Origin of the sequence: Psychrilyobacter atlanticus DSM 19335 (genome assembly GCF_000426625.1) — a bacterium.
GTDB classification, from domain to species: Bacteria; Fusobacteriota; Fusobacteriia; order Fusobacteriales; family Fusobacteriaceae; genus Psychrilyobacter; species Psychrilyobacter atlanticus.
This window is the reverse complement of sequence record NZ_KE384548.1, coordinates 672575-688032: the sequence shown is the minus strand read 5'-3', so window position 1 is coordinate 688032 and position 15458 is coordinate 672575. Positions and strand designations below refer to the sequence as shown.

Genomic DNA, 15458 nt, shown 5'->3' with positions numbered 1-15458 from the left:
ACACATGAAAAAACTTTTTTTATTAGTTATGGTTCTTACACTTATTTCTTGTGCTGAACCAAACTATAGAGAAGATAAAAAAATTGTAATCAGAAAAGTTCCAAGGGTAATCTTAAAACTTACTCTTAGTGCAGGGGCGAACTTTGATTTTGACAAGTCAGTCCTTCTAAATAAAGATATTCCTAAATTAAATGAATTTATAGACCAAATTAAAGAATTAGAAGGAACTTTAATTATAATTGGGCATACCGATACAAATGGTAGTTATGAATATAATGATAAACTTTCTATGAGAAGAGCTAGGGCTATAGAGAACTATATGGAGGAAAGGTTAGACTTTGATAAATATCAACTAGAAGTTGTTGGTAAGGGAGAACGAGAACCTATCTATAAACTGGAAAAATCTATCCCTGAAATGGCAGCCAATCGACGTGTAGAAATTACATTTATAGAAACGAATAACTAAGTTTACTTATTCTAAAATGTCTATAGGAGGAGTAAGGATATAAAAGAACTATCTATTGTGAGAATAGATACAAAAAAAATATAAAAAGTTGTTTTAAAATTAATTTTAAAGCAACTTTTTATTATTTCATGTTTAGAAAGGCAATTAAAAGGAGTAATAAATTATGAAATTTATATTAAAAAATATAATAGGTGTAATAATTATAATGTTAGTCATAATAGCTTATTCATAATAGCTATTTTAAATAATATAATTAAAATTAGGAGGCATTATGTCGATAAAAGATTTAAAAAAAATGAGAACTTTATATGAAGAAGGAAAGTATACAACGGCTCTATTAAATATAGATCATGTTATAAATAGAATGGGAAAAGATTTAACGGAAGAAGAAATTACAGAATTATCTAAATTGTATTTCTTAAAAAGTGAGGTATTAAATGCTATGGAAAGTCCATATGAAGCCTTAGAGATGGTTAAAGTTTCTTACCATTACAAAAAAGATATAGAGAATATATCTTTTTTAGCACATTTAAATAATAGTTTAGGCAATTATGAAGAATCCATTAAATATTTAGAGGAAGTTTCAAAAGAAGGAAGAGATGATGAGTGGATATACAGTGAAAAAGGGTGGACATTAAATGCGCTGGGGAGATCAAAAGAAGCTTTAGAAAATTTATTGAGAGCCAAAGAACTCGGGCGAAAGGATCCCTGGATCTTTAATGAGTTGGGAACAACTTATCGAATACTTCAAAGAAAAAAAGAATCGTTAGATATCTTGTATAAGGGGTTGGAAATTTCAGGTGGTTGGAATAAAGATATAATACAAAATATAGGAATAACACTATACGAATTAAAAGATTATAAACAGTCTTTAAGGTGGCTGTCTAAGTTCGAAACATTGAATGAGAATGAAAATTCTATAATAATAGAATATTTAATAAAAAATAATATTGAATTAGAAAAGTTTCAACAAGTAGAAAACCTTATATCAGATCTAAAAAATATTGATTTTATTATTTATCTTGGGGATTATCTTCTCCATAAAAATTTACAGCAAGTTTATTTTAATTGCCTAGAATCAATTAAAGAAAAAAGGTCATTATTTTTAGCTAAAATAAGGATAGAACAATGTAGAGCATTAGAAGGATTAGAATCTGATAATATAGACAATGAAACTATGTTAGCAAAAGCTAAAGAAGCTTTAGTCTATTGTGAACAATATGCTAAAAATAATTTAGGAGTAAAAAATGACTTGTATTATGAGATAGGGTTTTGTTTGACGCGATTAAAAAGATATCATGAAGGTTGGAATTATCTTGTGAATGCTAAAATAATCTCTACGAATGAAAAAGAGGTTCAAAAGATAGATGAAGAACTTATAAAAAATCTAAATAATCACGTAAAAGATTCAAAAGAGAAGATAAATAAAAATCAATTAACACCAACACTACTATATGAACTTGGTTTTGCCCTGATAAGGTTAGGAAGACAAGAGGAAGGTTTAGAATATCTACTGAAAGCAGAAAAACAAGGTAATCATAGTTATGATAATTATAGTGAAATAATTTGTACTTTTTATAATTTAGAAAGATATACTGAAACACTTGAGTATATAAAAAAAGTAGATTTAAAGGATATGAATGAAAATAATCTTAATTTACATATGTTTTTTATGGATATAATTGGACAGTCATTTTTTGAGCTAAAAATTTATCAAGAAGCTATAGTGGTATTTGAGACTTTAATCTCTTTAGGCCAAGAAAATAACCCTAAACTCTTGATGAATTTAGGAGATTGTTACAGAGAAGTTAAGAGATACCAGGATTCTATAAAATATTTTCTAAAAGCTAAAAAAATATCTAAACCAAAAGCTAAAATTTATTATGAATTAGGTAGATTATACGGTAGGTTAAATGAGCATAAAAAAGCACTTGAAATTCTTTCTGTTGCGAAAAAATTAGCAGAAACGGATTTTGAATTGGAATTAATAACAGAGTCTATTGTGTGGAATACAAAAGAAAATAATTAAAGATTTGAATAAGTTATTTTAATTAAAAATGGAGGTTTATTATGAGTTTGTTTGGAATCAAAGAAAAAGAAAAACTAGCTGAGTTAAATATAATAATTGATAATTTAGAAAAAAGTGTTGAAAGGATGAAATCTCAGAAAGAAAAACTAGCAAATGCTATTCAAGAAAAAAATATAATAATAGAGGGGTTTAAAACAAAAGAGATTAAATACTCAGGCGAGATTCAAAAATTAATTAGTAAAAATCAAGAGTTAGAAAATAAAGTGGGGGATATAAAAAATAATGATAGCTTTTTAAGTTATTTAGATATACTACATATAGGGTTAAAATTAAAAACGCAGACAGGACGCCCCTTTGAAATTGTAAGTATTTATGATGAATTGAAAATTAGAAATTCAAAGGGGAATACATATCCGGTAGTGAAAAAAGTTTTAGAAAATTATATTTCAGATAAAGATTTTTATAATTCGAAAGGACACTATTCATATGAACCAAGTATAGCAAAATATATAGTAGAAAAATTAAAAAAAGTTGAATTTCAACCTAAATAATTGAGATGTTAAAAAAGGCACTAAATTAGTGCCTTTTTAGTTGTTTATTATAAAAACTATGATTTATATTTCTTCTAGAGGAAGTAATGCAATTTCAATTTAATTAGAAAAAATTAATATTATAACATATAAATTGTTGGAAAACAATTCATACCATTAGAGATATTAAGGAGTAAATTTATTATAATATTAAATAAAATCAGACTTTAAAATAAATAGAGAATGGATATTAGCTAAGTAGTAGGAGGGTTGATGAAACAGAATTTTTATATAATAGTAAAAAATGAAGCATATCTTGTAGAAACTTCAATTCCGACTCGTATAACATTTTGTACAATAGGAAAGCCAAGGTTATTTACAAATAAAAATAAGGCTGAAAAACTAGTTGAAAGTATAGGTGGAAATATTATTAAGGTTAAAATTGAGAAGTGTCAATAATAGTTTTAAGAGGAGGAAGTTTGTGGTAGATAGTAAGTCGTTATTCTTAAGATATAGTGATTAGAAGGATCTGTCTCATATTTTGTGTAAACTTTCAAATTGGTGTAAGCTATAATTACATTAATTTGGAGGTTTTTTTAGAAAAGATTTATTCCCTAATGAATTAGCGCGAAAAGAGCTAATAAGAGAGTACCTTAGTAAAGCACCTAATAATAGCTTAGATTTTAGTGTATTAGGACAAATGCTTGAAGGTGCTTTGGATGGAGAGTTTGAGGAGCAACTTAGTTATAGTAAATATGATTACCTTAATAAACCTACGGATAATTTTAGAAACGGATATTCTAAAAAAACACTAAAAAGTAGATCTGGAGAAATTGAGATTAGTGTTCCTAGAGACAGAAACAATGATTTTGAACCACAGATCATTAAAAAGCATCAAAACTCAATAAGCCAAGACTTTGAAGGAAAAGTTACTTCTTTATTCGCCAAAGGAATGACTCTTAGTGATATTAAGACTCATGTCGCTGATATGTATGATTTTGATATCTCCAAAAGTTCTATTAGTAGAATTCTGATAAGATCTTTCCTATAGCTAAAGAATGGCAAGATAGGCCATTAGAAGACACATATGCTGTAGTTTTTATGGATGCAATTCATTACAACGTTCGAAGTGAAGGGCGCATAGTTAAAAAGGCTGTCTATATCGCTATTGGAATTAATATGGATGGAATGAAAGAAATTTTATGGATGTGGGTTGGTGAAAATGAAAGTACTAAGTTCTAGCTACTTTAAATGAATGAATTAAAGAATAGAGGGGTTTAATAGGCCGCTAAGAAAAGCAAGTAAAAGTAGATCTGTATTTCCTACAGATGATAGTTTATTTAAGCTTCTTTATCTCACTACAATGGATATTACACGAAAATGGACAGGACGCCGAAGAAACTGGGGTGTAATTCACTCTCAATTACAAATATTTTTTGAAAAAAGATTAAAGTAAGTACAATCTAAAATACACCTTTTTAAAGAGGCTAATTTTAGGCTCTGCTCTTGACACACAAAAAAGAAAGTTCTACTATGTAAAAAAGGAGAAACAGTAATTAAAGCAATTACACCTCTCCATTTTATAGAAATTTTACATTAATTTTTAGAGTTTACACAAAACTTGCAACAGCCCCTTTTTATCGTGTTAAAAATTATCATAGGAACTATTTTCTCTTTGCAGACTTTTCTGGACACCCTCTTTTTTGGCTATGTTTTGATAGGTCTGTTGATTTAGGCAGATTTTTTTAACAATTCCTGCCTTGCTGAACTAGGCTCGCTAAAGAATATACCAATTTTAGTAGATTTGTCCATCTCTTCCCATTTAGCAAGTTTTTTCCTCTATCAAATATAATACTTTTAGCATTTGATGGTTTAACTTTTCTCTTTTTTTTATAAATATATATTTAAATTTATGATTATGTACTAATTTACAACTTTTTAATTTATATAAATTCTAATTTCTGCCAGTAAGGGTTGATATATACAGATATTATGTATTATAATAATTATTTTATTTAATCTAAAAATCAAAATAAGGAATATTGTAAAGAAAAGGCAGACCGATTGATTAGATCGAAATGCCCTTTTATATTTTTCTATAATTATTACGCCAAAATTAATGATGACAATAAAAAATTAACATAATCTTAAATTATTTTGGATTTTAAAAGAACATATAGATAAGATTTATTTTATTTTGTAATTTCAAGACTAAAAACATTGATTACATCTACATCTGAGCAACAAAAATAATTTTTTCCATCTTTATTAGCTGGAAGAGATCCACCATATCTGAGAATATCAATATACGGAAATGCTATATGCATTGCCATAGGGCAGATCTCACCTCGTTGTGTATCATAATCAAAAGAATCTCCAATTTGATGTCCACGGTGACACTTACATTTACCTAGCCTATTAACTACTGTTATTTGTATTTTTGCTTTTTTCATTATTTCTCCTCCTTTTTATCTGTCATAATCACCTACAAGTAAGATTATTTTTAAATTTTAATACTCTTCCCTTTCACTTTAAAACTAACAGAATAGTTTAAATACTACTTATGTTTAAGAGTTTAAATATGCTATAAGCAACTTAACTGTATTTTCAAGGCCTTGTATATGAGTCCTTTCGTAAGCATGAGATGCGTCTACTCCTGGACCTATAAGAGCGTGCTTAAACTGCCCTCCTGCAACCAATGCAACTCTCGCATCAGAATTATAGTATTTAAACACATCGATATTATAATTAAGGTTTTTTTCTTTTCCTATTTTTATAAGTTTTTTCTTTAATTCTAGATCATAGGGTCCTGTGCTTTCTTTTGCACATATAGTTACCTCTTGTTCTTTTGATTGTTGCCCTATTCCAGGTGTAGCCATATCTACAGCTATAACTTCTTTTATTTTATTATTTATTAGACCTGCTCCTCCGTGGCCCACTTCTTCATAATTCGATATGATAAAATAAGTTGTTTTTGATGGAATATTATTATTTTCAACAATATTTCTTGCAACTTCAAGGAGTATTGCTACACAAGCTTTATCGTCCAAATGTCTAGATTTTATAAAACCATTTTTCCTGATCTCTGTTCTTTTATCAAAATATACATAATCTCCTACCTCTATTCCTAGTTTAGTAGTATCTTTTTTTGAAAAAACTAATTCATCTATTCTTACTTCTATATTTTCTTCATTCCTTATCATTGTTCTAGGAATATCACCATAGATATGACACGAAGTTTTATCAAAAAGGATTGTACCTCTATATTTTTTCCCATCTAAGCTAGAAATTGTACAATATTCTCCATCTATTGTCGGCCAAGGATATCCTCCTATTTGTGTAAGTTTTAATCTTCCATTAGGTTTTATTTCTTTAACCATAGCTCCTAGAGTATCAACATGTGCAGTCACTGCTACTGGATTTTCTACATCTCTCCCTTTAATAATTACTGTAAGGGCACCTTTAGGTGAAATTTTTGTTGTAAGTCCTAAATCTTTAAAATTTTTGTTCAAATAATTTATAACCTCAATACAATCTCCTGATGGGCTATCTATTGCTAGTATATCTGTTAATTTCTTTAATAAGTATTCACTATTTATATTCATTGTTATCCTCCTATATAATTTCATTAAATAATACATTTATACAATATTTTTCTAATTTAATGTTTGAGATTGAACTTTGCTATTCTTATTAGAAATTCTATATCTTAAAGTTCCCATTATTATTACACCTATTATTCCATAAAAAATCAATAGATAAAATACATTTCTATAACCAATTATACCTGGATTTTTATCTACAAAGTTACCTACTAATGTATACATAAACATCTCACATGAGAACCCAATCATACTTAATACTACTGAAACCATTGGGACATCTTCAGGTCTAATTCCTATCTCTACTGTAGGAGCCATATACATAGTTTTATTAATAACTATAGAAAATATTAATAACAAAGAAACAATGATTAAAACAGTTTTAAACATTGGTTGTGTAGGTATAAGAATTAAAATTATTGTAACTCCTATGGCAACAACATATGCTATAAAAATCATCTTTATTACACTATTTAATTTTTTAGAGATTATTCCACCAATTAACCCAGCTGCTGTTATGAGAATTGCTGAACGGAAAATTCCAAAAATTGCAGCAAATTCAGGAGACACTTTCCAAACTTCTTCTAAGTAAGGAATAATCATTCCACTACAAATATACATAGATAATGTTATAAAAATAGTCATACCAAGTAACCAAACATTGGGATTCTTTAATATTCTGATTACTTGTTTAAATTTATCAATGTTTTCGTTTTGAATAACCTTATCTTCTTTATCGTCCTTTATAAATACTCCTGCTGCAATTGCTACTATTAATAATATCGAAGAATAAAATACAATTACACCTTGAACTCCTAATGATTGAGACCCTAAATAAGAGAATAAACCTACAGATATAAAACTTATAATTGCATATGCAGCAGCTCTTGTTGATTCAACAACTCCATAAGATTTTACATTCCCATTTTTTCCTCCTACTGTAAGCGCAGCTTTTGTTAACAATGGCCAATACATTGTAGTTGTAAAACCCCAAATGCTAAAAATAATTAGACAAGATAAATAAGTTGGGAATGTTGCATACCAATATCCTGACAGTGCAGTTAATCCTACAATTCCTATAAGGATTTTTTTGGCTGAATATTTACTTGCTATCCAACCACAAGGAATACTGATAGCAATACTAACAATGCTATACACTGATAATAATTTTCCAAATTGAGTATTTGTTAAACGTAGACCATCTCTTAACGCTACAAAATACGTATCTCGTAAATATGGTAAACTAAACATTCCTCCAGCAGATACTCCAATAATTATTAGTAAGGTCAAACCATTCATTTTTTCATTTTTCACATAAATAACCCCCTTTTATTTTAATTAACAATTTTAGCTACTTTTTGATAAATTAAAGTATTACGACAATATTCTTCAAAGCATTATATATGTAATAGATTTTATATTAAAGTAACTTTGTTTTAAATTGTAATATATTTCTTATGTTACAACCATACCTTATGTTATATCTTTTTTTAGACTAATATGTTATAATTACGAACTTTATTTATTGTATATTTATTTAAAATAGACGATACAATCTCAATCATTTTAAAAATCAATTAAATATTATTGTTTTTTTATTACTCAAAATTCAAATAATAAATTAGATAGCATATTAAATAGGAAAATTAAAGATGATATCATTATGAATATTTTAAAAATATATATCAAATCAAAGAATTTACAAACAATATTAGCTTTTTTTTATAAAAACAATTATTTAAGGTATAATGGGATTAATTGTTTTAAAATAGTTGAGGAGGTATAATGATAAATTTTTTAAAGTATTATAAAAATAATTATAAAGGTTTAACAAAAGGAGAGAAAAAGATTCTAGAATTTATGGGGAAGTTTCCACAAAAAGTAGCTATACTATCTGCTTTAGAATTGGGAAAAGAAATAGGAGTAAGCGATGCCACTATTATACGAACGTCAAGGTCAATTGGATTTAAAGGTTTCTCAGATTTAAAATCATATGTAATTAAAGAACTAAGCAATGCTAAAACACCATCTAAAAGAATCAAAGAAAATTGGTATAACTTTAATACTAGTCACGATATAGTTGATAAAATGGTTAAATCAGATCTTAAAGGGTTAGAAGAATTTCTTAGAGAAATAGATCCAGAAGAATTAGATCGAGCTGTAAGCTATATAGAAAAAAATAAAAAAGTTTATGTAATGGGTATTGGAGCAAGTAGAGCTGTAGCGGAATTTCTATCGTGGCACATGAAGAGAATGATGATAGATATTGTATTACTTCAAGGAGGTGGAGTAGGCCTTTACGAAAATTTGACTCATATTTTAGAAGATGATGTTCTTCTCATAATTACTTTTCCTGGAACATTAATCGATGAATTAAAGGCAGCAGAGATTGCAAAATCTAAAAAAGCAAAAATAGTTACTGTAACAGGAAGTCTTTTTTCTGAAATAAATCTTATTAGTGATGTTGTATTTAAAGTTAATGGAGAGAATGAAAGTTTCTTTAATTCTTATGTTGTAGTAATGGAATTTTGTAATATATTATTAATGGCTTTATTAGAGCAAAATAAAGAAAAAATCTATAAAGAATTAGAAAGCAAAAGGGTAGAAATGGATTTTTTATATTTAAATACAAAGTAATAATAAAATTTAAATAAAAGGCTGGGTTTTCCAGGCTTTTATTTTTTATTTAAATATTTTTTATTTTTTATTGACATCACTACATTTTTGTTGTATTAATATAGTATTCACTACATTATGGAGGGGGAAATATGAAAAGACCTATAATTGGAATCACATCTGCATATGAAGAAGAGAAAGAATTGAAACATTATCATCGAACGACGGTTTGCATTGATTATGCAGAATCAATAGTCAAAGCAGGTGGAATTCCACTTATAATACCGGTATTAAATGATAGAGAGGTAATTAAAAGACAATTAGAGTTGGTTGATGGACTTCTTATGTCCGGAGGCTTGGATATTAATCCAAGGTATTATAATCAGGATTTTTTAGAGGGAACTAATCTTGTATCTCCTGAAAGAGATACAAACGAATGGATAATATTAGAAGAATTTTTGTCTATGAATAAGCCTATTTTAGGTATATGTCGTGGGATGCAAATGATTAATGTTTTTAAAGGTGGAACACTCCATCAAGATATAAAGAACATATCAAAAGAAATATTAAAGCATAATCAAGATTATCTTCCAGAATTAAAAGTACATAAAATTAATATCAAAAAAAATAGTATCTTAAATGATTTATTTGGAGAAGAACTTATAACTAATTCATTCCATCATCAAGCGTTAGATGAAATAGGAAAAGGATTAAAAATTGTAGCTACTACTAATGATGGAATAATAGAAGCTATTGAAAGTAAAGAAGAAAGATTTTTATTAGGAGTTCAATGGCACCCTGAAATGATGACTGCTCGTGGAAGTAAGGATATGCTTAAAATTTTTGAAAAATTCATAGAAGTAACAAAAAAATAAAGGAGGAATGCAATGATAAATTCATTTATGGAAAGTTTGGTTTCGTATTTATGGGGATTACCTTTAATTTTAACTATATTAACAACTGGAATATATTTTACAGTAAAAAGTGGATTTTTTCAAATAAGGTACTTTACTCATATATTTAGTCATACTATCGGGAGTGTAATAAAAAATAAAAAAGATGAAAACAAGGAAGAAGAAATCGGATTAATAACACCTTTCCAAGCAGTGAGTACTGCAATTGGAGGATCAGTTGGTGTTGGAAATATTGGAGGAGTGGCCACGGCTATAGCTACAGGTGGCCCTGGCGCATTATTTTGGTTATGGATTGCTGCTAGTTTAGGGATGATAATCAAAATGGTTGAGGTTACTTTAGGAGTGCATTATAGAAATATAGATGAAAATGGTTCACCTTATGGAGGACCTACTTATTATATGGAAAAAGGTCTTGGAGAAGAAAAAGGATTTAAATATTGGTATGTTTTCGCTATTATGTTTGGAGGAGGAATATTTTCAACGTTCTTTATAACTGTACAAAATTACACAGTTTCGGAAGCTGTTAGCTCTACTTTTGGTGTTAACCTTATTACTGCAAGTATTATTTATATTGTTTTTAATTATATTATGATTATTAAAGGAATTTCAGGGTTAGGAAAAATAGCAGGGAAATTAGTTCCTTTTATGTGTTTATTTTATGTAGGTTCAGGATTATTCATAATATTTTCTAACATTAGTGAACTTCCAGAAGTATTTGGATTAATATTTGAAGGTGCATTTAACGGTACAGCTGCAGTTGGAGGATTTACAGGTGCAGCATTTATAGCAGTAATGAGGACAGGAATTGCAAGATCTGTATTTAGTAATGAAGCTGGATGGGGAAGTTCACCAATGATTCATGCTTCAGCGAAAACAAGTCACCCTATAAAACAAGGTTTATGGGGAGCATTTGAAGTATTTGTAGATACAATGGTAGTATGTAGTATTACAGCTCTTGTAATAATAATGTCAGGAGTTTGGAATAGTGGCTTAACAGGAGCATCTTTAACTTTATCAGCGTTTGAAACAGGTATGGGATCATCAAGTAGAATTTTTTTGGCAACTGGAATATTTTTATTTGGGGTGACTACTTCTTCAGGTTGGTATGCATATTATGAAATAATTTTAAGACATTTAATGAAAAAAAATATAACTTTAAAAAATAAAATTTTAAAATTCTTTAGAATTTTTTATCCTATCCCTGGTTTTTTAATGGTTGTTATAGCAGTTTATTCTGGAATGCCAGGTGGGACAGTATGGCTTTTAGCTGATATAACTACAGCTATTCCTACATTTATTAATGTTGCTACAATTTTAATTTTAAGTGGTAAATTTTTTGAATTATTAAAAGACTATAAAGAGAAATATATTTATAAAACAAAAAAACTTGTAAATCAAAACCTTGTTGAAGAATAAGGTGAAAATTATCTTAATCTCTTTTTGGAATATTTCATGTAGTAGGATAAAAAATCTACTGTGAACTTTTATTTCCTACTCCGAGTGTCTACCACTACTTGTTCAATGGATAAGTATGAGTATTATGATTTTTTCTATAATTAAAATAACTAAATTAAAAACAAATTAAATATATAAACCACTTATTCAATAAATTTGAATAGGTGGTTTTTTTCTAAATTAAAAATAAATTAAGAACAAATTAATATTAGTCTATTTTTCTTACCCCTTGATGTGCTATAATGTCTCTACTTAATTAGAAGGATGTGAAGAAAAAAATGAAAAAAATGTTTAAGTTAGTGGTTGGTTGTTTAATTTTAGGTAATATGTTATTTGCCAAGGAAGTGGATGTAAAGATCCTAGGAACTTCTGATGTGCATGGAAGGATCTCACCGTGGGATTATTCTACTGATATGGAAAATTATTCAGGTGGATACTCGCAGATCTCAACACTTGTAAAAGGTTATAGAAAAACGAATGATAATGTTGTTTTAGTTGATCTAGGAGATGCTATACAGGATAATGGAATTGAAAAATTTAATGATATATATTATAAGGAAAATAAGCATCCTATAATGCAAATCTATAATACTATGGGATATGATATGATAGTTCCAGGAAATCATGAATTTAACTTTGGGATGGATTTTTTGGATAGAGCTTTTAATCAATTTAATGGAGATATATTAGCTACAAATGTCTATACGGAATCAAATAAAAACTATTATAAGCCATCTACTATAGTAGAGATAGAGGGTGTTAAAATCGGAATAATTGGTGTGACTACTCCCCTTATAGAGCAATTTGAAGAGGGAACTGACAATTTAAGAGATTTAGTATTTAGAGATCCTATCGCAGAGATAAAAAAAGAAATAGTAAGATTAAAGAGTAAAGGTGTTGACAGTATCGTATTATTAGCTCATATGGGGTTACCTAATGAAAATAATATAGCAGGAACAGGAGTAACAGACGTTGCAAATGAAATTCCGGAAATAGATGTTATCTTGGCAGGACATTACCATAAAAATATATCTGAAAAAATTATCAATGGTGTATTAATTACTGAACCATATAAATATGGTAAAAATATTTCAGTAGTAGATTTAAAATTTGATGTAACAGATAAAAAAGTAAAGTTATTGTCTAAAGGTAGTGAAAGTGTTTCAGTTAAAGGTGTAAAATCAGATAAAAAGATTGAAGAAATCTATAAGAGATTTCATGATAAATTAAGAGCAGATGCTAATATTGTAGTAGGTGAAACAAAAAAAGATCTAGTGGCTAAAAATGAATTGAAAGGAATTCCTACTATCTATACAAAAGATACAGGTTTAGCTACTCTATTTGGAGAAGTAGGATTCTATTTTGCCAAAGAAAGCGGAGTGGACGTAATTGCACTTTCAGTGGACCAGGAACATGCTAACTTGGACAAGGGACTGATTAAGAAAAAGGATATCAACTTTAACTATAGATATACAGGGGGAGAGATAACTGTATATGAAGTTACTGGTAAAGATTTAAAGGATTATTTAGAATGGTCGGCAGCTTATTACAACACTATAAAAGATGGAGATCTACTGATCAGTTTTGATTTAGATAGAAGAAGTGAAAAATATGCTACCTTTGATTTTGCCAAAGGAGTTACTTATGATATCGATGTCAGAGAGAAATCAGGAGATAGAATTAAAAATTTAACTCTTCTAAATGGAACTCCTATCAAAGATAATACAAAGATTAAGCTGGGAATGAACTCATACAGAATGGAGAGAATGTTAGGTAAGGGTGGTGCTCTAGAAGGCAGAACTAATATTAAAAAAACATGGGATTCCAAAGAAGTGTATGGTGAGATGGATGGTACAATTAGATATATGACAATGAAGTATATTAAAGATGTCAAAGGTGGAATAATAGATATAGAAGCTAGTAATAACTGGAAAATTATCGGGTTGCCTGATAATAAAGAGAGTAAGTTAGCTGAAAAACTATTAAACCAAGATAAAATAAACCTGCATAACAAGGGAAGAGCAACAAATATATCTTCTATTACTCTAGAAGATATCAAGAAATAAAGTCAATATACAGCCATCTATTCAATAAATTTGAATAGGTGGTTTTTTTCTGAATTAATAAAACTTAATTAAACCCTTGATAAATCATTGAAACTGAGGTATATAAATAGTATCGGGTTTTATTTTATTTATCAATGGAGGGGGATATTATGACAGAAAAATGGGGAAAAGTAATGGAATTAGTATCTGAAATTAATAAAAATAATTTTGAAGATTTTAATGACAACATTGTCTATCATTATTTTAGACGTTTTAAAAAAGAGCTGCCTTTTAGCTTTGAAAGACATCTAGCAAATATGAAAAAAGAAAAAAATACCAAATTTTTAAAAAGAAGCGATGTTTTAATGGAGATTTTTTCAGATTTTTCTTTGGGGACAAGGGAAGACATAGTAAATTACTTCCTCTATAAATTCCACAAATGCAAAGCATCTAAAAAAAGAATTTTAAAATTAGAGGAGTTCTTGGATAATAATAGAAAAGATTTATTTGAAAAATAAGATATAAAAAAAACTGTAGATACTTACAGTTTTTTTTATATAGATAAAGTAGGGGTGGAGAATATGGAAAAAATAGCTATTATTTCAGATATACACGGCAATTTACCTGCTCTTTCAGCGGTACTGCAAGATATCAAAAAAAGAGGTATAGAAAGAATATTTTGTTTAGGAGACCTTATAGGAAAAGGTCCCAGCTCAGCAAGTGTAGTTGACACAGTAAGAAAAAATTGTGAATGGGTTGTCAAAGGAAACTGGGATTATTATGTTACTAAGGAAAATATTTCTAAGGAATTAGAGTGGCATCAAAATGAGTTAGGGGAGGAAAGACTTGAATATATGAAAAGTCTCCCCCTATATTTGGAGTTTTATATCAGTGGTAAATTAGTAAGATTATTTCATGCCTCACCTAAAGATCTTTTTCAAAGAACATATATCACTAATACTATAGATGAAAAACTAGAATTATTTGAGTCTCCTAGTGATCTTAAAACAACTTCGGATATAGTGGGATATGGAGATATTCATGGAGCATTTATAGATAATTTTCGTGGGAAAAGTTTATTTAATGTAGGTAGTGTAGGAAATCCATTGGAAATTCCTCAAGCATCTTATGCTATAATAGAAGGACATTATCAATCAGCGAAATCTTCACCTATATTGACATCTTTGGTGAGAGTTCCCTACGATGTAGAAAAATCGATCGCTGATGCAAGTGCTACAGATATGCCTAAAAAAACAGAATATATAAAAGAATTAAAAACAGCCGTATATCAACGGCATAAGGAGGAAGAATAGTGGATAAAGAGAGACTGATAAGTGCCTATATTGGCGAGAAAGAAAGTCTGGAAAAAACTAAAAAAACTTTAAACTGGTATAAAGACTCCTTTGAAAAGGGAGATCTTTCGGGAGGATTTTCATGGAAATGGTCTTGGTGGGCATTTTTAGGGAACTGGTTATATTTACTCTATAGAAAGTGCTACCTTGAAGGGATATCTTATTTTTTATTGGTACACATCCTAGGAGGTGCCGTAAGTAAATATATGCCAAATCTAGCTGAAATGGTAGGAGGAGCATCATTATTTATTGGATTACTTTCAGGAGGGTTACTTCATAATCTTGTGTATAGAAGATATTTAAAATCAAAAACTATTATAGAAAGTAGATCTATTTCTAGTGAGGATATGGAAAATGAGATGAAATCTATTGGCGGAACTGATAAAAGGGCTGTAATAATAGGTATTATAGTTTATTTTGTTGTAAATACAATATTTAGTCTATAATTT

At 28.5% G+C, this 15458-nt stretch carries 16 protein-coding genes; 13 read left to right on the top strand and 3 right to left on the bottom strand.

All coding sequences use genetic code 11. The features are described 5' to 3' along the window. Positions 1–4 precede the first annotated feature (4 nt). The 6 genes from K337_RS0115120 to K337_RS20455 all read left to right on the top strand — a co-directional run bounded on the left by K337_RS0115120 (position 5) and on the right by K337_RS20455 (position 4267). Positions 5–466, top strand: coding sequence for an OmpA family protein (locus tag K337_RS0115120; protein ID WP_028857337.1), 462 nt, complete (start codon positions 5–7; stop codon positions 464–466). 271 nt (positions 467–737) lie between these two features. Beyond that, positions 738–2495, top strand: coding sequence for a tetratricopeptide repeat protein (locus tag K337_RS0115115; RefSeq protein ID WP_028857336.1), 1758 nt, complete (start codon positions 738–740; stop codon positions 2493–2495). Positions 2496–2536: 41 nt separating this feature from the next. After that, positions 2537–3046 (top strand): coiled-coil domain-containing protein, encoded by a 510-nt coding sequence (locus K337_RS0115110; protein ID WP_028857335.1) that lies wholly within the window; start codon positions 2537–2539, stop codon positions 3044–3046. Positions 3047–3298: 252 nt separating this feature from the next. Then, a complete protein-coding gene (locus K337_RS0115105) occupies positions 3299–3484 on the top strand; it encodes a hypothetical protein (RefSeq protein ID WP_028857334.1) in 186 nt (61 codons plus the stop codon). Between the two features lie 181 nt (positions 3485–3665). Further along, complete coding sequence (locus tag K337_RS20215) at positions 3666–4076, top strand: transposase (RefSeq protein WP_281168355.1); 411 nt, start codon at positions 3666–3668, stop codon at positions 4074–4076. Further along, complete coding sequence (locus K337_RS20455; RefSeq protein WP_211226124.1) at positions 4064–4267, top strand: transposase; 204 nt, start codon at positions 4064–4066, stop codon at positions 4265–4267. The genes K337_RS20215 and K337_RS20455 overlap by 13 nt, the downstream gene beginning before the upstream one ends. Before the next feature lie 950 nt (positions 4268–5217). Here K337_RS20455 and K337_RS0115090 read toward each other — a convergent pair. From K337_RS0115090 to K337_RS0115080, 3 genes are all read right to left on the bottom strand, one after another. Then, positions 5218–5478, bottom strand: a complete 261-nt coding sequence (locus tag K337_RS0115090) for a TIGR04076 family protein (protein ID WP_028857332.1) — start codon at positions 5476–5478, stop codon at positions 5218–5220. A 114-nt stretch (positions 5479–5592) separates the two neighbouring features. Continuing rightward, positions 5593–6630 carry a M42 family metallopeptidase gene (locus tag K337_RS0115085; RefSeq protein WP_028857331.1) on the bottom strand — a complete coding sequence of 346 codons (1038 nt, stop codon included), beginning with the start codon at positions 6628–6630 and terminating at the stop codon, positions 5593–5595. A 51-nt stretch (positions 6631–6681) separates the two neighbouring features. After that, positions 6682–7941: an MFS transporter gene (locus tag K337_RS0115080; protein ID WP_028857330.1), complete on the bottom strand. Its 1260-nt coding sequence runs from the start codon at positions 7939–7941 to the stop codon at positions 6682–6684. Between the two features lie 471 nt (positions 7942–8412). Here K337_RS0115080 and K337_RS0115075 point away from each other — a divergent pair, with 471 nt between their 5' ends. The 7 genes from K337_RS0115075 to K337_RS0115045 all read left to right on the top strand — a co-directional run bounded on the left by K337_RS0115075 (position 8413) and on the right by K337_RS0115045 (position 15455). Then, the gene (locus K337_RS0115075; RefSeq protein WP_028857329.1) at positions 8413–9264 is read left to right on the top strand and encodes a MurR/RpiR family transcriptional regulator; all 852 of its coding nucleotides are present in this window, start codon (positions 8413–8415) and stop codon (positions 9262–9264) included. Between the two features lie 131 nt (positions 9265–9395). Beyond that, entirely contained in the window at positions 9396–10118 is a 723-nt protein-coding gene (locus tag K337_RS0115070; RefSeq protein ID WP_028857328.1) for a gamma-glutamyl-gamma-aminobutyrate hydrolase family protein, read from the top strand. 12 nt (positions 10119–10130) lie between these two features. Then, the gene (locus tag K337_RS0115065) at positions 10131–11573 is read left to right on the top strand and encodes an alanine/glycine:cation symporter family protein (protein WP_051251826.1); all 1443 of its coding nucleotides are present in this window, start codon (positions 10131–10133) and stop codon (positions 11571–11573) included. Between the two features lie 317 nt (positions 11574–11890). Beyond that, positions 11891–13678, top strand: coding sequence for a bifunctional metallophosphatase/5'-nucleotidase (locus K337_RS18740; RefSeq protein ID WP_084140918.1), 1788 nt, complete (start codon positions 11891–11893; stop codon positions 13676–13678). A gap of 149 nt (positions 13679–13827) precedes the next feature. After that, the gene (locus tag K337_RS0115055) at positions 13828–14175 is read left to right on the top strand and encodes a hypothetical protein (RefSeq protein ID WP_028857326.1); all 348 of its coding nucleotides are present in this window, start codon (positions 13828–13830) and stop codon (positions 14173–14175) included. A 63-nt stretch (positions 14176–14238) separates the two neighbouring features. Next, the gene (locus K337_RS0115050; protein WP_028857325.1) at positions 14239–14970 is read left to right on the top strand and encodes a metallophosphoesterase family protein; all 732 of its coding nucleotides are present in this window, start codon (positions 14239–14241) and stop codon (positions 14968–14970) included. Then, the gene (locus K337_RS0115045) at positions 14970–15455 is read left to right on the top strand and encodes a DUF2628 domain-containing protein (protein WP_028857324.1); all 486 of its coding nucleotides are present in this window, start codon (positions 14970–14972) and stop codon (positions 15453–15455) included. Before K337_RS0115050 ends, K337_RS0115045 begins: the two co-directional genes overlap by 1 nt. Positions 15456–15458 lie beyond the last annotated feature (3 nt).

Excerpts from the sequence above, each read along its gene's own strand:
- K337_RS0115120 (WP_028857337.1), top strand. The coding sequence starts at position 5 with ATGAAAAAACTTTTTTTATTAGTTATGGTTCTTACACTTATTTCTTGT.
- K337_RS0115115 (WP_028857336.1), top strand. The coding sequence starts at position 738 with ATGTCGATAAAAGATTTAAAAAAAATGAGAACTTTATATGAAGAAGGA.
- K337_RS0115110 (WP_028857335.1), top strand. The coding sequence starts at position 2,537 with ATGAGTTTGTTTGGAATCAAAGAAAAAGAAAAACTAGCTGAGTTAAAT.
- K337_RS0115105 (WP_028857334.1), top strand. The coding sequence starts at position 3,299 with ATGAAACAGAATTTTTATATAATAGTAAAAAATGAAGCATATCTTGTA.
- K337_RS0115090 (WP_028857332.1), bottom strand. The coding sequence starts at position 5,478 with ATGAAAAAAGCAAAAATACAAATAACAGTAGTTAATAGGCTAGGTAAA.
- K337_RS0115085 (WP_028857331.1), bottom strand. The coding sequence starts at position 6,630 with ATGAATATAAATAGTGAATACTTATTAAAGAAATTAACAGATATACTA.
- K337_RS0115075 (WP_028857329.1), top strand. The coding sequence starts at position 8,413 with ATGATAAATTTTTTAAAGTATTATAAAAATAATTATAAAGGTTTAACA.
- K337_RS0115070 (WP_028857328.1), top strand. The coding sequence starts at position 9,396 with ATGAAAAGACCTATAATTGGAATCACATCTGCATATGAAGAAGAGAAA.
- K337_RS0115065 (WP_051251826.1), top strand. The coding sequence starts at position 10,131 with ATGATAAATTCATTTATGGAAAGTTTGGTTTCGTATTTATGGGGATTA.
- K337_RS18740 (WP_084140918.1), top strand. The coding sequence starts at position 11,891 with ATGAAAAAAATGTTTAAGTTAGTGGTTGGTTGTTTAATTTTAGGTAAT.
- K337_RS0115055 (WP_028857326.1), top strand. The coding sequence starts at position 13,828 with ATGACAGAAAAATGGGGAAAAGTAATGGAATTAGTATCTGAAATTAAT.
- K337_RS0115050 (WP_028857325.1), top strand. The coding sequence starts at position 14,239 with ATGGAAAAAATAGCTATTATTTCAGATATACACGGCAATTTACCTGCT.